This window comes from Pseudomonas sp. MNR3A, from assembly GCF_009650575.1.
GTDB classification, from domain to species: Bacteria; Pseudomonadota; Gammaproteobacteria; order Pseudomonadales; family Pseudomonadaceae; genus Aquipseudomonas; species Aquipseudomonas machongensis.
The window spans coordinates 1-20103 of the sequence record NZ_VZZS01000020.1 but is presented as its reverse complement, the minus strand read 5'-3'; the positions used below and the strand labels follow the sequence as shown (position 1 = coordinate 20103).

At 62.8% G+C, this 20103-nt stretch carries 17 protein-coding genes and 1 pseudogene; 6 read left to right on the top strand and 12 right to left on the bottom strand.

Annotated elements, in window-relative coordinates; all coding sequences use genetic code 11:
• Nucleotides 1–84: 84 nt before the first annotated feature.
• Nucleotides 85–2220, top strand: coding sequence for an autotransporter outer membrane beta-barrel domain-containing protein (locus tag F6X62_RS15520; protein WP_153774056.1), 2136 nt, complete (start codon nt 85–87; stop codon nt 2218–2220).
• 43 nt (nt 2221–2263) lie between these two features.
• Here F6X62_RS15520 and F6X62_RS25665 read toward each other — a convergent pair whose 3' ends face one another.
• The 5 genes and pseudogenes from F6X62_RS25665 to F6X62_RS15500 form a co-directional block, all read right to left on the bottom strand.
• Nucleotides 2264–2992 carry a methyl-accepting chemotaxis protein gene (locus F6X62_RS25665; RefSeq protein WP_371105613.1) on the bottom strand — a complete coding sequence of 243 codons (729 nt, stop codon included), beginning with the start codon at nt 2990–2992 and terminating at the stop codon, nt 2264–2266.
• Between the two features lie 129 nt (nt 2993–3121).
• Nucleotides 3122–4054: pseudogene (locus F6X62_RS25660) on the bottom strand (cache domain-containing protein); the annotation flags it as partial.
• A 346-nt stretch (nt 4055–4400) separates the two neighbouring features.
• Nucleotides 4401–4805 (bottom strand): Cu(I)-responsive transcriptional regulator, encoded by a 405-nt coding sequence (gene cueR / locus F6X62_RS15510; RefSeq protein ID WP_054895192.1) that lies wholly within the window; start codon nt 4803–4805, stop codon nt 4401–4403.
• Nucleotides 4802–7204 (bottom strand): heavy metal translocating P-type ATPase, encoded by a 2403-nt coding sequence (locus F6X62_RS15505; RefSeq protein ID WP_153774054.1) that lies wholly within the window; start codon nt 7202–7204, stop codon nt 4802–4804. The genes cueR and F6X62_RS15505 overlap by 4 nt, the downstream gene beginning before the upstream one ends.
• Nucleotides 7205–7257: 53 nt before the next feature.
• Nucleotides 7258–7644 (bottom strand): hypothetical protein, encoded by a 387-nt coding sequence (locus F6X62_RS15500; RefSeq protein WP_054895190.1) that lies wholly within the window; start codon nt 7642–7644, stop codon nt 7258–7260.
• A 147-nt stretch (nt 7645–7791) separates the two neighbouring features.
• Here F6X62_RS15500 and F6X62_RS15495 point away from each other — a divergent pair, with 147 nt between their 5' ends.
• Together F6X62_RS15495 and F6X62_RS15490 are read left to right on the top strand one after the other, a co-directional pair.
• Nucleotides 7792–7989 carry a heavy-metal-associated domain-containing protein gene (locus F6X62_RS15495; protein ID WP_153774053.1) on the top strand — a complete coding sequence of 66 codons (198 nt, stop codon included), beginning with the start codon at nt 7792–7794 and terminating at the stop codon, nt 7987–7989.
• 128 nt (nt 7990–8117) lie between these two features.
• A complete protein-coding gene (locus F6X62_RS15490; protein ID WP_153774052.1) occupies nt 8118–9299 on the top strand; it encodes a multidrug effflux MFS transporter in 1182 nt (393 codons plus the stop codon).
• Here the strand turns inward: F6X62_RS15490 and F6X62_RS25445 are convergent.
• Complete coding sequence (locus F6X62_RS25445) at nt 9250–9447, bottom strand: hypothetical protein (RefSeq protein ID WP_081255318.1); 198 nt, start codon at nt 9445–9447, stop codon at nt 9250–9252. The genes F6X62_RS15490 and F6X62_RS25445 overlap by 50 nt on opposite strands.
• A gap of 510 nt (nt 9448–9957) precedes the next feature.
• On the opposite strand from F6X62_RS25445, the gene F6X62_RS15485 reads away from it, so the two are divergent.
• Complete coding sequence (locus tag F6X62_RS15485; protein ID WP_153774051.1) at nt 9958–10671, top strand: helix-turn-helix transcriptional regulator; 714 nt, start codon at nt 9958–9960, stop codon at nt 10669–10671.
• 32 nt (nt 10672–10703) lie between these two features.
• Here F6X62_RS15485 and F6X62_RS15480 read toward each other — a convergent pair whose 3' ends face one another.
• The 6 genes from F6X62_RS15480 to F6X62_RS15455 form a co-directional block, all read right to left on the bottom strand.
• On the bottom strand, nt 10704–11651 hold the full coding sequence (locus tag F6X62_RS15480; protein ID WP_065861691.1) for an adenosine deaminase: 948 nt from the start codon (nt 11649–11651) through the stop codon (nt 10704–10706).
• 94 nt (nt 11652–11745) lie between these two features.
• Nucleotides 11746–13101, bottom strand: coding sequence for an 8-oxoguanine deaminase (locus F6X62_RS15475; RefSeq protein ID WP_153774050.1), 1356 nt, complete (start codon nt 13099–13101; stop codon nt 11746–11748).
• A 120-nt stretch (nt 13102–13221) separates the two neighbouring features.
• Nucleotides 13222–13908: an SDR family oxidoreductase gene (locus F6X62_RS15470; RefSeq protein WP_153774049.1), complete on the bottom strand. Its 687-nt coding sequence runs from the start codon at nt 13906–13908 to the stop codon at nt 13222–13224.
• A 365-nt stretch (nt 13909–14273) separates the two neighbouring features.
• Nucleotides 14274–14858, bottom strand: a complete 585-nt coding sequence (locus F6X62_RS15465) for a YigZ family protein (RefSeq protein WP_153774048.1) — start codon at nt 14856–14858, stop codon at nt 14274–14276.
• 9 nt (nt 14859–14867) lie between these two features.
• On the bottom strand, nt 14868–15530 hold the full coding sequence (locus F6X62_RS15460) for a TetR/AcrR family transcriptional regulator (protein ID WP_054895183.1): 663 nt from the start codon (nt 15528–15530) through the stop codon (nt 14868–14870).
• A gap of 72 nt (nt 15531–15602) precedes the next feature.
• Nucleotides 15603–16520: a LysR family transcriptional regulator gene (locus F6X62_RS15455; RefSeq protein ID WP_054895182.1), complete on the bottom strand. Its 918-nt coding sequence runs from the start codon at nt 16518–16520 to the stop codon at nt 15603–15605.
• A 118-nt stretch (nt 16521–16638) separates the two neighbouring features.
• On the opposite strand from F6X62_RS15455, the gene F6X62_RS15450 reads away from it, so the two are divergent.
• Both F6X62_RS15450 and F6X62_RS15445 read left to right on the top strand, forming a co-directional pair.
• Nucleotides 16639–17985: an aspartate aminotransferase family protein gene (locus F6X62_RS15450; RefSeq protein WP_125931351.1), complete on the top strand. Its 1347-nt coding sequence runs from the start codon at nt 16639–16641 to the stop codon at nt 17983–17985.
• A gap of 66 nt (nt 17986–18051) precedes the next feature.
• On the top strand, nt 18052–19545 hold the full coding sequence (locus F6X62_RS15445; protein ID WP_063546230.1) for a CoA-acylating methylmalonate-semialdehyde dehydrogenase: 1494 nt from the start codon (nt 18052–18054) through the stop codon (nt 19543–19545).
• Nucleotides 19546–20103 lie beyond the last annotated feature (558 nt).

Here is a 20103-nt window from a genome sequence, read left to right as displayed (position 1 = left end):
ATCCATACGGAACTGTCTGACCGATCTTCTTTTTGCTCCAACGTAACGTCCGCCTCTCGAGCCAATATCCTGAGAGGCATTTCCATGACTGGATCACTGATTTTACTGCGGCGCCATCCGCTGGCGGTAACCCTGACGTTCACTTTGGGCGCAAGTCTGGCTGCCAATGCCGCGGACTTGGGGCCTGGCGAGTTTGCGCTGGTCTCCCCTGGAGACCCTGTCGAGGATTGGCACCTGGGCAGCGGAGCGCGTCTTGACGTGCGCCCGGGCGCCGAGACCGGGCGTATCACTGGATTCGACGGCGGTCAGGTCAACGTCGAGGGAGCCAAGGTGAGTTCGACCGACAGGGCTGCGATCAGCATCGTGGATGGTGCGGTCAACCTGACCAATGCCACGGTAGTCAGCACAGGCTCCATCGGTATGGCCCTTGGAACGCTGGGCGATGGCACTTTGACGTCTACGGCAATCTTGAGCGGCAGCAGTGTGCGCGGTGCCACCACTGGGGTGGAGTTGGACTCGGCTGATCTGCACGCGCGCAGTTCGCGCATCCACGGTGACAGAGCAGGTGTTGTACTCAAGGGCGGAACACTTGCGTTGCATGAAGGGACCGTGGTGTCGGGGGGCGTCGGCCTGGAAGTCGGTACACCGGAGTTCTGGCAAAAGGATCTGTCCAATCAGGTCGTTGTTCAAGCCAGTCTGATCGAGGGTCTGCAGGGTAGTGCGGTAGTGGTTCGTGACGCACAGGTGGACATCCGGGTGGCCGAGGGAGGCCAACTCAAAGGCGCTAACGGCGTGCTGCTTGAGGTCATCGAGGGGGGCGAGGCCTCGCTTCACGTGAGCAACAGTCGCCTGGAAGGCGACATCCGCGTCGAGCAGGGTGCCAGTGCTGATATCACCCTGGACAATGCGGCGCAGTTACGAGGCCAGCTACATAATGTCCAGCAGTTGCAGATTGGCGCGCAGTCCAGGTGGGAGACGGTAGCGGACGCTCAGGTCGGGACTCTCGACTTGCGCCAGGGTTCGGTGGTCGTGCAGTCAGGCAGTAGCCTGCGAGCCGACACCTTGCAAGGAGAAGGTACGTTCTGGCTCGACCATAGCCGCTTGCAGATAGACAGTCATGCCAGCGGCAGCTTTGCCTTGCACCTGGCAAGTTCTGGCCATGAGCCACAGGGGCCGGTGGTCGGAATCGGCAGTGGTGATGCGACGTTCGATCTGGCATCCGGCCCGGTCGATGCAGGGGCCTTTGCTCACGAGTTGGTCCGCGAAGGGGACCAGTGGAGTTTGCGGCCACAGGTCGACATGCGGGGCAAGGCGAGACTGAGCAATGCCGGTGAGACGGCGATGGCGTTCGACAGTTCGCTTGAAGCCGCGTCGCAGGTCGAGTCCCGATGGGTTGTCGGACGCCTCGAAAAACTGCGGACCAATGGTGGTTCAGCCGGGTTGTGGATGCATACCGGCACGACCGGCTTTGATGTCGACAGTGCAGTCGGCACCCGCTATACCCAGCGCGTTGGTGGCTTTGCCCTGGGCGCTGATACTTTGCTCGATGATACTTGGCGGGTCGGTGCGGCAGTGGGGCTCAGTCATTCGGCGATTGGCCTGCAGCGCGGCTCATCTGCAACACTGAACAGCTACTTCTCCGCGTTGTATGCCGGTTGGGGCGACAACTCCGGTTACTACGCCGATGCTGCGCTCAAGCTCAACCTGTTCGATGGCACCCTCGATGCCCGGGCTCACGATGGACGCAAGGTGTCCGGCAATCGCCGTCAGGGGGGGTATGGGCTCACGCTGGAGACTGGTCGTCGCTTGAGCCTTGATCAAGGTTGGTATGTGCAGCCTTTTGTACAACTGAGTGCCGCGATCGTGCAGGGGCAGCGCAGCAGCTTGAGTAATGGGCTTGAGGTCGAGTCATCCAACCAACACCTGAATATGGGGACGCTCGGTATCAAGGGGGGGCGCGTCATCGTCTTGAACAATGGTCTGGAACTGTCGACCCATGGCCGCATCGCGGTGATGGACAACCTGGGCGGCACGCGCAGGGTCAGCCTCAACGGTCATGAACTCGACAACAGGTTCAGCAGCGGGCGCACCGAGATGGCATTGGGCGTATCGTCCGAGGTGCTGTCAGGCTGGACAATCAGCACGGAGGTTGAGGCTGCCCGCGGGCGCAATGTTGATCAGCGTTATGGGATCAACCTCGGCCTGAGCCACTCGTTCTGAGTGAGGCGCGCCACACCGAGGGTTGCGGTGTGGCGCGTGAACTTCAGGTCCTGAACCGCCGCACCAACGCATCCAGCTCGTTGGACAACCCTTCCAGGCTCTGGGAGTCCTGCCGCGCCGCTTGTGCAAGCTCGGCCACCAACTGCGCATCGCCGTGAATCTGGCTGATATGCCGATTGATGTCCTCGGCCACCTGGTGCTGCTCTTCGGCGGCGGTGGCGATCTGGGTGTTCATGTCACGGATGATGTCTACCGACTCGCGGATCTGCCCGAAGCTGTCGCGCGCCAGGCCGATGCGGTTGACCGACTGCTGCGACACCTCAAGGCTGGCATGCATCTGCTCGGCCACCTCGGCGGTACGGTTGGCGAGGTTGCCCAGCAGCCCGTCGATCTCGGCGGTGGAGTCGGCGGTGCGCTTGGCCAGGGCGCGGACTTCGTCGGCTACCACGGCAAAGCCACGGCCCTGCTCTCCGGCGCGGGCCGCTTCTATGGCGGCGTTGAGGGCCAGCAGGTTGGTCTGCTCGGCGATCGAGCGGATGGTGCCGAGGATCGACTGGATCGCGTTGCTGTCGCGCTCCAGTTGCTGGATCGACTGCGCCGATTGCTCGATCTCCTGGCTCAGGCGGTCGACGCTCTGCACGGCCGCATCTATCTGCTGTTGCCCTTCGCGTGCCTGTTGCTGACCGCTGTCGGCCGACTGCGCGGCCTGACTGCAGGAGCGCGCCACTTCGTTGGCGGTGGCGACCATTTCATGGAAAGCAGTGGACACCATGTCCACCGCCTCGCGCTGACGGCCGGCGGCTTCGGCCATGTCGCCGGACACCCGGGTGGAGCTGGCCGAGGTGCTGAGGATCTTGCCGGCGGCGCCGCCGATATGCTGGATCAGGCTGCGGATCGCCCCCAGGAACTGGTTGAACCAGTTGGCCAGTTGCGCGGTTTCGTCGCTGCCTCGCACTTCGAGATTACGGGTCAGGTCGCCTTCGCCCTGGGCGATGTCTTCCAGGCCGCTGGTGACGCTGTTGATCGGCCGTACGATGAGCTTGGCGAAGGCAGCGCCAGCCACGGCGAAGACTGCCGCCAGCACCAGTGCGAGGGTGCCGATCAGCCAGGTCAGGCGGGTGGTGGTCTGCATCACCTCGTCCTGGCGGATGAGGCCGATGAAAGTCCAGCCCAGGCGCTCGTCGGGATAGATGTTGGCCATGTAGCGCTCGCCGTCCAGTGTCACTTCGGCCAGGCCCTTGCCGGCCTTGGCCAGCTCGGCGTAGCCGCCGCCGAAGCTTTCCAGCTGCTTGAAGTTGTGGCTGGCGTCACGCGGGTCGACCATGACGTTGCCGTTGTTCTCCATCAGGATCAGGTATCCGCTGTCACCCAGCTTGATCTGCTTGACGATCTCGGTCAGCCCCTTGAGCGAGACGTCGATGTTGACCACGCCGCCCGGGCTACCGAGCTGGTTGGCCACGGTGCGCACGGTGCTGACCAGCACGGCGTCGTCGCCGGCCCAGTAGTAGGGCGCGGTGCGCAGGGTCTTGCCGGGGCTGGCCATGGCAGCCTGGAACCAGGGGCGGGTGCGTGGGTCGTAGCTGGCCATCTTCGGATCGCCCGGCCAGAACGCATAGCCGCCGTCTTTCACGCCGTAGGACACGTACGCGTAGTCGGGGTGGCTCTGGGCCAGGCGGGTGAACTGGTCGTACAGCGCCTTGTCCTGCTCGCCCAGGGGAATCTGCGCGGCGTCGGCGGCAATGTACTTCTTGAGGTTGTCGGCGCTGGCGGTGACCAAGGGCTGGCTGGCGAGGTACTCGACGTTCTGCGCAATGCCCTGGAAGAAGATGTTCATCGCGTTGCCGACCTGGCGGATCTCCCGGCTGCTGCCATCCAGGAAGTCGTCCTGCGCTTCTTCACGCAGGTTCAGCACCACTACGGTGGCGACCAGAACGATAGGCAGGCCGGCAATGACGGCGAAGGCCCAGGTCAATTTTTGCTTGATGTTCATCCACGCTCCCGGATTTTTTCTTGTCGACGCATGAAACTGGTATACAGGGCATCGGCAGGGCGCAGGAATTTCTGAGTGAAACTCCCGAATTTATTGGATGAAACTTGATATTGAGGTCGGTTCGGCCAGGGATGGCTAATATGGCATACCAAAATGCTGCCGCGGGCCGTCAGGCAGCCCCCGGCAGCGCTCAGTGGCAGCATTCACCTTCGTTCGCCAGGTCCCTGAGAATCGGGCAGTCGGGCCGATCATCGCCCTGGCAGTGTGCGACCAGCTCGCTCAAGGTGTCGCGCAGGCTCACCATCTCTTCGATCCGCCGGTTCAGTTCGTCGATATGCTGTGTCGCCAGCGCCTTGACGTCGGCGCTGGCGCGCTGGCGGTCTTGCCAGAGCGTCAGCAGCCGGGACACTTCTTCCAGGGAAAATCCCAGGTCGCGCGAGCGCTTGATGAACGCCAGGCTGTGCAGGTCTTCCTGCTGGTACAGCCGATAGCCGCTGTCGCTGCGCAGCGCCGGCTTGAGCAGTCCGATGGACTCGTAGTAGCGGATCATCTTGGCGCTGAGCCCGCTGCGCCGGGCGGCTTGGCCGATGTTCATGGCGTCTCCTTCGAGGCGATGTCGGTGGGCTTCCAGGTCTTGAGCCACAAGGCGTTGCTCACCACGCTGACGCTGGAGAGCGCCATGGCCGCGCCAGCCAGAACCGGGTTGAGGAAGCCAAAGGCGGCAAGCGGGATACCGATCAGGTTGTAGATGAACGCCCAGAACAGATTCTGACGGATCTTGGCGTAGGTCTTGTTGCTGATTTCCAGGGCCGCAGGTACCAGGCGAGGGTCGCCGCGCATCAGGGTGATGCCGGCGGCCTGCATTGCTACGTCCGTGCCGCCTCCCATGGCGATGCCGATATCGGCGGCGGCCAGGGCCGGGGCATCGTTGATGCCGTCGCCGACCATGGCCACCACGGCGTTCTGCTTGAGTGCGTTGACGGTGGCCGCTTTGTCGGCTGGCAAGACTTCGGCGTGCACATCGTCGATGCCCAGCGCCTCGGCGACCACCTTGGCGCTGCCGCGGTTGTCGCCGGTCAACAGGTGACTGCTGATGCCCTGTGCGTGCAGTGCCGCGATCGCTTGCTCGGCGCCGGGCTTGAGGCTGTCACCAAAAGCGAACAACCCGAGCACGCGGGCATGCGGTGTGCGCTCGATCAACCACGACAAAGTGCGACCTTCGGCTTCCCAGGCCTGGGCCTTATCGAGCAGGGCGCCGGGCTCGAGGCCGCTTTCGTCGAGCATCCGCCGGTTGCCCAGGGCCAATACCCGGCCTTCGACCGTACCGGCGATACCACGCCCGGTGAGCGACTGGCTATCGCTCACCAGGGGAATCTGCAGAGCGTGCTCGGCGCCGGCATCCAGCACGGCCTTGGCCAGCGGATGCTCGCTGCCGCGTTGCAGGGCTCCGGCCAGGCGCAGCAGGTCGTGTGCATCGCCGACGGCGGCTTCGCTGTGGACGATGCGGGGGCTGCCGGAGGTCAGGGTGCCGGTCTTGTCGAAGACCACGCGATTGACTGCATGGGCTCGCTCCAATGCTTCGGCGTCCTTGATCAGGATGCCATGGCTGGCTGCCACACCGGTGCCGGCCATGATCGCCGCTGGTGTGGCCAGGCCCAGAGCGCAAGGGCAGGCGATCACCAGTACGGCCACGGCGTTGATCAGTGCGCTTTCCAGCGGTGCGCCGGCCAGCCACCAGCCGACCAGGGTGATCAAAGCCAGCACCAGCACTGCCGGGACGAACACTTGGCTGACCCGGTCGACCAGCTTCTGGATCGGTGCCTTGGCGGCCTGGGCGTCTTCGACCAGGCGAATGATCCGCGCGAGTACGGTTTCGGTGCCCAGGGCCAGGGTGCGCACCAGCAGGCGTCCTTCACCGTTGATCGCACCGCCGGTGACCTTGTCGCCGGGCTGTTTGGGCACTGGCAGGCTTTCGCCGCTGATCAGCGCTTCGTCGGCGTGACTGCTGCCTTCGATCACCTCGCCGTCGACCGGGAAGCGCTCGCCCGGCTTGACCAGCACCAGGTCGTCCAGGCGCAACTGGCTGATCGCTACGTCTTCCTCTCGGCCTTCCACCACGCGCAATGCGCGTTCGGGGCGCAGGGCTTCCAGGGCGCGAATGGCACTGGCGGTCTGGCGCTTGGCACGGCTTTCCAGGTATTTGCCCAGCAACACCAGGGCGATTACCACGGCCGAGGCTTCGAAGTAGAGGTGAGGCTCCATGCCCACATGGGCCTGGGACCATTCGTACAGGCTTAGGCCATAGCCAGCGCTGGTGCCGAGCGCTACCAGCAGGTCCATGTTGCCTGCGCCGGCACGCACGGCTTTCCAGGCGGCCTTGTAGAAGCGTGCGCCGAGGATGAACTGCACCGGTGTCGCCAGTACGAACTGAGCCCAGGCCGGCAGCATCCAATGCAAGCCGAACGGCTGCACCAGCATTGGCAGTACCAGGGGCAAGGCCAGCAGCAGGGCGGCGATCACCGCGAGGCGTTCGTTGCGCAGGCGTCGCTGCGCGTCATGGCGATCGTCCTGGGCGGTACGTGGCAGGCTGGCGCTGTAGCCGGCCTTTTCCACGGCGCCGATCAAGGCGTCGTCGCTGACGCCCTCGAGTACCCTGAGGTGGGCGCGTTCGCTCGCCAGGTTCACGCTGACCTGCTCGACGCCGGACACCTTGCCCAGGGCGCGCTCGACGCGGCCGACACAGCTGGCGCAGGTCATGCCGCCCACCTGAAGTTCAAGGGTGCGGCTCGGCACGCTGTAGCCGGCCTTGCGCACGGCCTCGAGCAGGTCCGGCAGGCTTTCGGCCGGAGCCTGGACCCTGGCCTGTTCGGTGGCAAGGTTGACGCTGACCTGTTCGGCGCCGTTGACCTTACGCAGCGCGCGCTCGACGCGGCCGACGCAACTGGCGCAGGTCATGCCGCTGATCGGCAGGTCGAAGGTGGTTGATGCGGACATGGGCTTTCCTCCGTGATCGAGCCTGCAGCATCAAGCTTGCCATGTTGGTAAGGTCAATACCCCAGGCCGGCTCGCTTCAATTCCAGTCCATTCTGGCCCACGGCGATCCGGTATTTGTTGATCTGGCCCGCTTGCAGGTTGAGGCGGGTGCTGCGCTGGTCTTCGACGCCGGGTGCACAACCGGGCACCTGCCCGGGCAGCAGGCGCAGGCGCACGTCCACCGGTCCAGGCGGCAGGTTGAACGAGGTCGATTGTTCCTGGAACACACGGCCGGAAAGCTGGTCGTTGAGATACACACCGATTTCGCAGCTGGTGGCCACTTCCAGGCGTTCCCGGGAAATGATCAGCACGCTGTAGTCCGAATTGCCCTCGGCGCTGACCGGTGGCACGACGGCCACGGCACTCAGCAGCCCGACGAGGCCCAATGCTGCCCTGATCATGAAACTTCTCCTGATTGGCGAGTCGTCAAAAGCGCAGCTTGGCCGAGCCGCTCGCGGATTTCCAGCCCGGCCGTTTTGTGGAGAACTTGACCTTGCCATGATGGCAAGCTTGAAACTCTCCGCAAAACCCAGATGGAGGTAGTTCCAATGCAAGTCTTCAATGTGCAGGGCATGAGCTGCGGTCATTGCGTCAAGGCAGTGACCCGTGCGGTTCAGGAGCAGGATGCGACGGCGCAGGTGGAAGTCGACCTGGGCGCCAAACAGGTGCGGGTGCAGAGCCAGCTCGGGGCGCAGCAGATCCTGGAGGCGATCCGTGAAGAGGGTTACCAGGCCGAGCCGGCCTGACGACGATGAACGGTGGTACCTGCTGCGGGTATCACCGTTTTCGGGCGTAACTGTTACAAAGCTTTTCATACCAGGCCGACCCCAGTGCAGTTAGACTAGTCCGTTGCTTAGCCTGCTATGGATTCCCGATGAACCTGCGCATTTTGTTGATCCTCGGCGCTCTCTCGGCCTTCGCGCCATTGGCGATCGACTTCTATCTCCCCGCGTTCCCTGCCATGGCCCAGGCCTTCGGCACCGATGAACAGCACGTCCAGACGACCCTGGCTGCCTATTTCCTTGGTTTGTCGCTTGGCCAACTGGCCTATGGTCCGATCGCCGACCGTTTCGGCCGACGCAAGCCACTGTTGTTCGGTATCAGCCTTTTCACCCTGGCGTCGCTCGCCTGCGCCTACGCCCCGGACCTCGATACTCTTGTGGTGGCGCGGTTCATCCAGGCATTGGGTGGGTGTGCGGGCATGGTGTTGTCGCGTGCCATCGTCGTCGACAAATGTGACGCGGTGGGGGCAGCCAAAGCGTTCTCGCAATTGATGCTGGTGATGGGGCTCGCGCCGATTCTCGCGCCAATGCTCGGTGGCGTGCTGATCAATGTGTCTGGCTGGCAGTCGATCTTCCTGGTGCTCAGCCTGTTCAGCGCCGCCTGCCTGCTGGCCGTGAGCCTGGGGCTGCCGGAAAGCCTGCCAGCCCATGTGCCCCGCCAGCCGCTGCCGGGTGCCTTGCGTCAGTACCTGCGGCTGCTGGGCGATCGGGTGTTCCTGGGGCATGCGCTGACGGGCGGCATCGCCATCGCCGGCATGTTCGCCTATATCGCCGGATCCCCGTTCGTGTTCATCAAGCTCTATGGTGTGCCGGCCGAACATTACGGCTGGCTGTTTGGCACCAATGCTGCCGGTTTCATCCTCTGCGCCCAGGTCAACGCCCGACTGCTGGCCAAGCGCGGCCCCGCCTTCCTGCTGGCCCGAGCGGTATGGCTCTACCTGGCTGCCGGGTTGGTACTGCTGGGGGTGGCGCTGTTGCGTCCGACGCAGTTGTGGCCATTGCTGGTGCCGCTGTTCGTGTGCATCGCCAGCTTGGGTTGCATCATTCCCAACGCCTCGGCCTGTGCCATGAACGGGCAAGGGGCCAGGGCGGGCAGCGCGTCGGCATTGATGGGCAGCCTGCAGTTCAGCGTCGCCGCAGGCGCGGCAGCGCTGGTGGGGGTTCTGCATGATGGCAGCGCAGTGCCGATGGCCTTGGTGATCAGCTTGTGCGGTGTGCTGGTGGTCAATGTCGCGATGCTGACTCGACGCCTCCAGTCCAGGCAGGCTGCATGAGGGGGTGAGGGGCCTTCAGGCGTGTCTCCAGAACGGCGACGAATGCCCGGGCCTCCGCCTCGCTGCGAAAACTCACCACATGTTGATCGAGCTGTACCTGCCAGGGGCAGTTGGGGTGGCGGTTCGATGTACTGACGACAATCTTCATCGCGGCATCCTCCAGTCGGGGTGAGAGCGAAATCAGTGTAGCGCCGTCCCTACTGCCCGCCACATGCCGGGGTGACGTCCTGACTGACGGTCACCCGAGGGACGAAAGGCTGATTCAACCAAGATGCGAACCTTCGCTTTTTCTTGCCCTACTTGTGGAACTCGACTGTCGGCATTGTTCCTCTGTTGTGGCCTTTATCTGGCAAGGAATCTGGCCAGGTCCGGGATGTTAGAGGGGATGCTGATAGCGCTTGTCATTTACCGGCGTTTTTCGACTTCGCGAAGGGTGCTACTACCCTCGGTCTTGTGTCGCGAAACGTTGGCCAAACCCAGCTAGTACAGGGCTTTCGGCGGCTTATACTTGCCCCCAGGAGCGGTTTCCCCACCAGGCGGTGCTTCCCACACTGCCTGACAGGCTGCAACCCACACTATCTGCTGCAACCTCTGGCCATTCCCACTGCCATGATGGCCATTGGATAAAAAACGGACCTTGCAATGGAGTTGATAGAGTATGAAAGCAGTCAGCAGTATCAGTCAGATCGCCGGTCTGATGGCCGAGCCCAAGCGCAGTGCCATGCTCTGGGCCCTGATCGATGGATCTTCTCGGCACGCTGACGAGTTGGCACTCATGATTGGCGTTACGCCGTCATCGGCCTGCGCGCACTTGTCCTTGTTGTCGGCTGCCGGCCTGCTGCGCCTCGAGGCACGTGGGCGCAAGCGCTATTTTCGACTGGCCACCCCCGAGGTGATCGCCGCGGTCGAGGCACTGGCCAGCGTGCAGCTTGGCGGTCGTGGCGAATGCCAGGGATCGGTCAGGCCGTTGCAGGTGCCGCTGTCGTTGCGCAGGGCGCGACGTTGTGGCGATCACCTGGGTGGCGAAATTGCGGTAGACCTGTATCGGCGCATGGTGTCCGCTGGTTGGTTGGAGGGCAATGACCTGCACCCTAGCGTGAGCCTGGAAGGGCGCGTGCAACTGGCCGCGATTGGCGTCTACATCGATGCGCTGGCGCCGCGCCAGCGTGGTGCCTGTGTGGTCTGCCACAGCAGCGAGTGGAGTGACAACGGCCCCCACCTGGGCGGTGGTGTCGGGCAAGCGATGCTCAGGTTGTTCATGCAGTCTGGCTGGATACGCGAGCAGGAGGGGTCGCGCGTAATGCAGATTTCTTCCCTGGGTATTCAAGAGATCAACCGTATCGCGAGGGTGCCGGCATTGCAGGTGGGCTGAAGTGCCCCTGTAATGCCGGCTGTGCTCGTTACTCAAACCAGACGTGCATCCAGGCTGTTCTGCGCCAGGCGCTTTGCCTGCTCTTGAGACATGCCCAGATGCTGGTACAAGGCGTGGAAGTTTTCCGTGACATATCCGCCGAAGTAGGCCGGATCGTCGGAGTTCACCGTGACCTTGACCCCACGCTCGAGCATGTCGAGGATGTTGTGCTGGCTCATATGATCGAACACGCAAAGCTTGGTGTTCGACAGCGGGCAGACGGTCAGCGGAATCTGCTCGTCGATGATGCGTTGCATCAGCCGCTCATCTTCGATAGCTCGCACGCCGTGGTCAATGCGCTTGATTTTCAGCAGGTCGAGGGCTTCCCAGATGTACTCGGGCGGCCCTTCCTCGCCGGCGTGGGCAACGGCGACCAGGCCTTCGTTGCGGGCTCGGTCGAAGACGCGCTGGAACTTGCTTGGTGGATGGCCTTTCTCGGAGCTGTCCAGGCCCACGGCAATGAAGGCATCGCGGAATGGCAGGGCCTGGTCGAGGGTCTTCTCGGCCTCCGCCTCGCTGAGGTGACGCAGGAAGCTCAGGATCAGGCCGCTGCTGATACCCAACTGCTCGCGACCATCCTTGAGCGCCTGGTTGATTCCGCCGAGCACCACCTCGAAGGGGATACCCCTGTCGGTATGGGTCTGTGGGTCGAAGAAGGGTTCGGTGTGAATGACGTTCTGCGCCTTGCAGCGTTGCAGGTAGGCCCAGGTCAGGTCGTAGAAGTCCTGCTCGGTGCGCAGTACATCAGCGCCCTGGTAGTAGAGGTCGAGAAACTCCTGCAGGTTGTTGAACGCGTAGGCGCTGCGCAGCGTCTCCACGTCGGCCCAGGGCAGGGCGACCTTGTTGCGTTCGGCCAGGGCGAACAGCAGTTCCGGCTCCAGCGAACCTTCCAGGTGCATATGCAGTTCGGCCTTGGGCAAGGCATTGAGCCAGTCATACATAGGGTGTGATCTCGAATCAGGTACGGTTGGCCGACATTCTACAGGGCTATGCGCTATTCGGTAGGGCGGGGCTGACCGACAGCCCCGCTGTGCTTCAACCGGCGATCAGTGCGGCTGCCGCCTGACGGTGGTCGGCGATCAGGCCCTGGACATCGAGTCCCTCGATCTGGCCATCGATCACGCGCCAGTGTCCGCCGACCATGACTCGGTCAGCCCGGTCCGCCGCGCACAGCAGCAGCGCCGACAGCGGATCGTGGCTTCCGGAGAAACGCAGTTCGTCGAGCTTGAACAACGCCAGATCCGCCTGCTTGCCCACCGCCAGCTCCCCAATGTCGCTACGGCCCAGCAGTTGCGCCGAGCCACGGGTTGCCCAGCCCAGCGCGCGCTCGGGCGTGATCTGCTCGGCGCCGTAGCGCAGGCGTTGCAGGTAGAGGGCCTGGCGCGCTTCGAGGATCATGTTCGAGGCATCGTTGGACGCCGAGCCGTCTACACCCAGGCCGACTGCGGCCCCGGCCGCTTCGAGCTCGATGGTCGGGCAGATTCCCGAGGCCAGGCGCATGTTCGAGCTCGGGCAATGGCAGATGCCGGTACCGGCAGCGCCCAGGCGCGTGATTTCGTCGGGGTTGAAATGGATACCATGTGCCAGCCAGGTGCGTGGGCCGAGCCAGCCGACGCTGTCCAGATAGTCCACGGTGCGCAGGCCGAAGCGCTGCATGCAGAAGTCTTCCTCATCGAGTGTTTCGGCCAGGTGGGTATGCAGGCGCACGTCCAGCTCTTCGGCCAGGCTGGCGCTGGCGCGCATGATCTCTGGCGTGACCGAGAAGGGTGAGCAGGGCGCCAAGGCTATCTGGATGCGCGCGCCTTCGCCACGCTCATGATAACTGTGGATAAGTCGCTGACTGTCGGCCAGGATCACTTCGCCTTGTTGCACTGTCTGCTGCGGGGGCAAGCCGCCGTCCGCTTCACCCAGGCTCATCGAGCCGCGGGTCAGCATGGCGCGCATGCCGAGCTTGCGTACGACCTCTACCTGTACGTCGATGGCGTGGTCCAGACCTTCCGGGAACAGGTAATGGTGATCGGCGGCGGTGGTGCAACCCGACAGCAGCAGTTCGGCCAGTGCAACCTCGCTGGCGAGCGCCAGTTTGGCCGGCGTCAGCCGTGCCCACACCGGGTAGAGGGTCTTGAGCCAGGGAAACAGTGGTTGGTTGACCACAGGAGCCCATGCGCGGGTAAGGGTCTGGTAGAAGTGGTGGTGCGTGTTGATCAGGCCAGGCAGCACAACGTGCTCACGGGCATCGAACACTTGGTCACAGGCGGTGTTGGGTTGTTCGCCGAGGGCGAGCAGTTGGCTGATGCGGCCGTTTTCAATGACCAGGCCACCGCGGGCATCGGTGCCGTTGGCAGTGAAGATGGCAAGGGGTGATTTCAACCAGATACGGGTCGCAGGCATGGTGCCGGCTCCTCTGAAAGTGGGTTCAGGGTTAGCCAGCTCAGTGTTGCCCTGTCTGCTGATCCAGGTCCGCCGCGAGGCGAGGCATCGAGTCTACTGCCTCGCCACGTGGCTTTCAATTCACCAGGTCAGGGCGTCACCCTTGTAGTTGATAAAGCGCAGGCCGCCCTGGCCGCTTTGCTCGTTGATCCGGTCGAGCATGCCGCGTGTGCTGGTGAACACGTCGATTTCCGCGTTCTCGCCGCCCATGTCGGTCTTCACCCAGCCTGGGTGCATGGCCAGCACGCTCAGGTCGGACCGCTGCAACTCAATCACGAAGCTGTTGATCATCGAGTTGAGTGCGGCCTTGCTGGCCTTGTACAGGCAGATCTCGTTGCCATCCGGGCTGGTCACGCTACCCAGGCCCGAGCTCATGAACGCCAGCACCCCGGTGTTTTCGCGGATCTGCCCGACCAGGCGACGCGCCACACGGATGGGCGCAACGGCATTGGTCATGAACAGGTCGCCGATCTGCGTGTCTTGCACGGTTTCCAGGTCTTGTGGCAACGGTCCCATGACTCCGGCATTGACGAAGACCAGGTCGAAAATCTCGCCTTGCACACGCTGCTTGAGGTCGTCGAGCAAGGCGGTATCGTTCATTTCCAGGGATTCGATGCGCACACCTGCGACATCTTTCAGGGCACCCGGCTTGCTTGCATCGCGCACGGTGGCTGTCACGTTCCAGCCGTCTTCACGCAGACGTTGTACCAAGCCCAGTCCCAATCCGCGGGAGGCGCCGATGATGAGGGCGTTTTTGCTTGTGGACATGTGGATGCTCCGAGGTCGCTTGAAGAAGGGTATCGAGGATACTCCAGGCGGGGGCGACTCGCCTGCGTTGCGTTTGTACAAAAAATGATCAGACGCTCCGCGCCGTGTGCTGGTGGGCGCCCTGCCTGTTGGCGCACGGGTTATCCACAGGCTGTTCCACAGTTATTGTGTGCAAGCGCGTGGGCAGCGGGAAAGCTCGTGAAAACCGGGCGATGGGGATAACTCTCCGGGTTTCAGTCGTTTGCGGGTGTCATAAAACAGTGATCAAAATATGCTCAATCGGCTGAAAGCCATACGTGGCAAGGCTTGCCAAAGAATGCCCCAAGCTTATCCACAGGCAGGCCCACAGCAGTTGTGGGCACCTTTCAGCGAGGCTCCAGACGAATCCGGCCACGGCTGAGGTCGGCCAATTGCCGCTGGAAGGTCTGTACGTGCTCTTCGCCCAGCGCCAGGAGTAGATCGACGCCGTTTGCCGTGAACTGTTCGTCCAGCACCAGCCCGTCGGCCTCGGCCAGGCGCAGCTTGAGCAAGGTCAGTTCGCTGAACGTGCAACTGCAGGTGAATTCGCTGCGCTGTACCAGCAGCCGTTTCGGCGCCTGTTGCAAGCACTTGTTGGCGCCCCCGCCATAGGCACGGGCCAGGCCTCCGGTGCCGAGCTGGATACCGCCATACCAGCGGATGACCAGCACCACCACCTGATCGCAGTCCTGGGCTTCGATCGCCGCAAGAATTGGACGTCCGGCGGTGCCGCCCGGCTCGCCATCATCGCTGCTGCGGTATTGCGCGCCGATTTTCCAGGCCCAGCAATTGTGGGTGGCGGCCAGGTCGCTGTGACGTTCGATGAAGCTCATCGCCTCGGCGGCACTGCTGACAGGGCCGGCGAGGGTGATGAAGCGGCTCTTGCGGATGTCTTCGCGGAACTCGCAGAGCTCAAGCAGGGTAGAGGGCATAGGTCCGGGTCAGGCGGGCGGGGTGATGCCGCAGCCTTTGAGAATGATGTGGATAAGGTTGTTGCTGGCGTCTTCCATGTCCTGCTTGGTCAGGCGGCTGCGGCCGGTGACCTGGCAAATCTGGGTGGCGAAGTCGGCGTAGTGCTGGGTACTGCCCCAGAGCAGGAAGATCAGGTGCACAGGGTCTACCCGGTCCATCTTGCCGGCCTCGATCCAGGCCTGGAACACTGCGGCTCGGCCGCGGAACCACTCGCGGTAGTCGGCGCTGAAGTATTCGCTCAGGCACTGGCCGCCGCTGATCACCTCCATGGCGAAGATCCGCGATGCCTGCGGGTTGCGCCGGGAGAACTCCATCTTGGTGCGAATGTACTGGCTCAACGCCACGGCTGGGTCGTCCTCGACGCTCAAGGCGTTGAAGGTGCTGTCCCACAATTCGATGATGTTGCTGAGCACGGCAATATAAAGGCCGAGCTTGTTGGTGAAGTAGTAGTGCAGGTTGGCTTTGGGCAGGTTGGCCTTCAGCGCGATGGTGTTCATGCTGGTGCCCTTGAAGCCATGGCGGGCAAATTCGTCCTCGGCGGCCTGGATGATGGCCTGTTCGTTCTTTTGGCGAATGCGGCCGGCGGGCTTGCCCGAGGCGGAGAGGCGATGCGCAGGGACTTCAAAGGTCATGGACGTTTCCGTACGGGGTCTGTGGACAACGGATGTCGGACAGATTACCTGCCTGTGCTGAAGTGACAAGCATTAGCGCGTTGCCGCGAGGCTTTCGAGAAAACTTTCCAGCACCAGATTCGGACGCCGTCCCTTGCGCGTCACCCAGCTCAGGCTCAGGTCATAGAAGCGTTGCGTCGGTTTCAGTGCCCGCAGGCGGCCCTGTTGGACCCAGAACATGGCGTAGTGATCGGGCAGGTAGCCGATGTAGCGCCCGGTGAGGATGAGAAAGGCCATGCCCTCGCGGTCCGAGGCGCTGGCGGTGCAGTTCAGTGCCTGGTAGTGCGCCTGGATATCGGCTGGCAAGCGGAAGGTCGGGGCGATGGCTTCCTGGCTGTTGAGGCGCTGATCGTCGATTTTCTGGTCCTCGGCATAGAACAGGGGGTGGCCGACTGCGCAGTAGAGCAATGAACGTTCGCTGTACAGGGGCTGGTATTCCAGGCCCGAGAGCGGGCTGGTCTGCGGCACGACGCCGACATGCAGGCTGCCGTCCAGCACCCCTTGTTCGACCTGGCTCGGGGCGATCATGCGAATCTGAATGCGCACATCCGGCCCACGATCCTTGAGCTCAGCCAGCGCGTGGGTGATGCGCATGTGAGGCAAGGTAACCAGATTGTCGGTCAGGCCGATATTGAGTTCGCCACGCAGGTGCTGGTGCAGTCCGTTGACCTCGGTGCGAAAGCTCTCAAGGGCGCTGAGCAGTTGCAGCGCCGAGTGGTAGACCTCGCGGCCTTCTTCGGTGAGCGAAAAGCCTGCCCGGCCACGCTGGCACAAGCGCAAGCCCAGGCGCTGTTCCAGGTCGTTCATCTGCTGGCTGATGGCAGAGCGCCCGATACCCAGTACGTTTTCCGCCGCCGAAAAGCCGCCGCACTCGACGACACTGCGGTAAATCTTCAGCAGACGAATATCGAAATCGCTGACTTGCGCGAGAGGATCTGGGCGACGACTCATAAGTTTAGTCCGCTGCTAACTGAAGATTAGAAATGTTGGCTTTTTCAGACTTTATCCCCGTGACAATTTAGCTGCAACAACACCCATCGTTGCCTAGTCGTCTTCCGAGGAACCGCCGATGAACATGCCCGAAACCGCCCCGTCCGGCCTGGCCAGCCAGCTCAAGCTGGATGCTCACTGGATGCCCTACACCGCCAACCGCAACTTCCAGCGTGATCCACGCCTGATCGTGGCCGCCGAAGGCAATCACCTGGTTGACGACAAGGGGCGCAAGATCTTCGACGCACTGTCGGGCCTGTGGACCTGCGGCGCCGGGCATACCCGCAAGGAAATCACCGACGCGGTGACGCGCCAGCTGAGCACACTGGATTATTCGCCGGCCTTCCAGTTCGGCCATCCGCTGTCGTTCCAGCTGGCCGAGAAGATCGCCGAGCTGACGCCTGGCGACCTCAACCATGTCTTCTATACCAACTCCGGCTCCGAGTGCGCCGACACCGCGCTGAAGATGGTGCGTGCCTACTGGCGCCTGAAAGGCCAGGCAACCAAGACCAAGATCATCGGTCGTGCCCGTGGTTACCACGGCGTGAACATCGCTGGCACCAGCCTGGGTGGGGTCAATGGCAACCGCAAGATGTTCGGCCAACTGCTGGATGTCGACCATCTGCCTCACACCGTACTTCCGGTGAACGCTTTCTCCCGCGGCATGCCGGAAGAGGGCGGTATCGCCCTGGCCGAAGAGATGCTCAAGCTGATCGAATTGCATGACGCTTCGAACATCGCCGCTGTGATCGTCGAGCCGCTGGCCGGCTCCGCTGGCGTGCTGCCTCCGCCGAAGGGTTATCTGAAGCGTCTGCGTGAAATCTGCACCCAGCACAACATCCTGCTGATCTTCGACGAAGTGATCACCGGCTTCGGTCGTATGGGTGCGATGACCGGCTCCGAAGCCTTCGGCGTCACTCCGGATCTGATGTGCATCGCCAAGCAGGTGACCAACGGCGCCATCCCGATGGGGGCCGTGATCGCCAGCAGCGAGATCTACCAGACCTTCATGAACCAACCGACGCCGGAGTACGCCGTGGAATTCCCCCATGGCTACACCTATTCGGCTCACCCTGTGGCCTGTGCTGCCGGTATCGCTGCGCTGGACCTGCTGCAGAAGGAAAACCTGGTGCAATCCGCCGCCGAACTGGCGCCGCACTTCGAGAACCTGCTGCACGGCGTCAAGGGCACCAAGAATGTCGTCGATATCCGTAACTACGGCCTGGCTGGCGCGATCCAGATCGCAGCGCGCGATGGCGATGCGATCGTGCGTCCATACGAGGCGGCCATGAAACTGTGGAAGGCCGGCTTCTATGTTCGCTTCGGGGGTGACACCCTGCAGTTCGGCCCAACCTTCAATACCAAGCCGCAGGAACTGGATCGCCTGTTCGACGCGGTAGGCGAAGCCCTGAACCAGATCGACTGATCTTTCCGACGCTGACGACAGGCGCCTGACCGCGCCTGTTCCAACCTTCTTTATCTGGAGTTCTGCATGAGCATCGTTCAGCACCTGATCAATGGTGAGCTGGTTTCCAAGGGCGGTCGTACCGCCGATGTCTTCAACCCGTCGACCGGCCAAGCTACGCGCAAGGTCGAACTCGCCAGCCGCGCCACCATCCAGGAAGCCATCGACTCGGCCAAGGCTGCATTCCCGGCCTGGCGCAACACGCCACCGGCCAAGCGCGCGCAGGTGATGTTCCGCTTCAAGCAATTGCTGGAGCAGAACGAGGCGCGCATTTCGCAGATGATCAGCGAAGAGCACGGCAAGACCCTCGAGGATGCCGCCGGCGAGTTGAAGCGCGGTATCGAGAACGTAGAGTTCGCCTGTGCTGCGCCCGAGATTCTCAAGGGTGAATACAGCCGCAACGTCGGCCCGAACATCGACGCCTGGTCGGACTTCCAGCCGCTGGGCGTAGTGGCCGGCATCACCCCGTTCAACTTCCCGGCGATGGTTCCGCTGTGGATGTACCCACTGGCGATCGTCTGTGGCAACGCCTTCATCCTCAAGCCGTCGGAGCGTGACCCGAGCTCGACCCTGTTCATTGCCCAACTGTTGCTGGAGGCCGGCCTGCCCAAGGGCATCCTCAACGTGGTGCACGGTGACAAGGAAGCGGTGGACGCGCTGATCGAAGCACCTGAAGTCAAGGCCCTGAGCTTCGTGGGTTCGACGCCGATCGCCGAATACATCTATGCCGAAGGCACCAAGCGCGGCAAGCGCGTGCAGGCGTTGGGCGGTGCGAAGAACCACGCAGTGCTGATGCCCGATGCCGAGCTGGACAATGCGGTGAGCGCCCTGATGGGCGCGGCCTATGGTTCGTGCGGCGAGCGCTGCATGGCGATCTCGGTGGCGGTGTGCGTAGGTGACCAGGTTGCCGATGCGCTGATCGCCAAGCTGGAGCCACAGATCAAGGCGCTGAAGATTGGTGCCGGCACTTCTTGCGGGCTGGACATGGGGCCGTTGGTCACTGCTGCTGCACGTGACAAAGTCGTAGGCTATATCGACGATGGCGTGGCTGCGGGTGCCAAGCTGGTGGTGGATGGCCGTGGCTTCCGCGTTGCGGGCAATGAAGACGGTTACTTCGTTGGGGGGACGCTGTTCGACAACGTCACTCCGGAGATGCGCATCTATAAAGAGGAGATCTTCGGGCCGGTGCTGTGTGTGGTTCGGGTGCAGAGCCTGGAAGAGGCGATGCAGCTGATCAACGATCACGAATACGGCAACGGCACTTGCATCTTCACCCGTGACGGTGAAGCGGCGCGTTTGTTCTGCGACGAGATCGAAGTGGGCATGGTGGGTGTGAACGTGCCGCTGCCAGTGCCGGTGAGCTATCACAGCTTTGGCGGCTGGAAGCGTTCGCTGTTTGGTGACCTGCACGCCTATGGGCCGGATGGGGTGCGCTTCTATACCCGTCGCAAGGCGATTACCCAGCGTTGGCCGCAGCGCAAGAGCCATGAAGCGTCGCAGTTTGCGTTCCCGAGCTTGTAAGGTTGTGGTGATGTGAGAAGCGGGGAGGCCGACAGGCCTCCCCGTTTTGGTTTGTGGGCGGTAGGGTAGGCTTGGGAGTGTTGTTGCTGGCTTGGGGGCGGGCTGGGGGCTGAGAGGGGCCTGCCTTGATGTTTCTGGCGCCCTTGAGATCGAGCGCCGCCCGCGCGGCGCTTCGCGGGCAAGCCCGCTCCTACAGTTTGTTTCGGGCCATTGAGTCCTGTGGCATTTTCGCGCGACCCCTTTGGCGCACGGCGCGTTACCGAGTCGTACACACCAGGCGTCGAGCGCCTATGGCACAGGCATAACTGGCCCGAAACAAATGTGGGAGCGGGCTTGCCCGCGAAGCGCCGCGCGGGCGGCGCTCGATCTTGTAGGCGCAGCAGAGTTTGAGGCAGGCACTTGGTGGCCTATATAAGGTCTGCGCCGAGGATCTTTCAAATATCTGAAATAAAAGGTTGACGGCCTTTCAGATCCCCTTATAATGCGCCCCACTTCCGCAGCAAACGGAACGCAAAACTCCTTGCTAATCAAGGAGTTAAGCGAGTTCGGCGAGGCGTG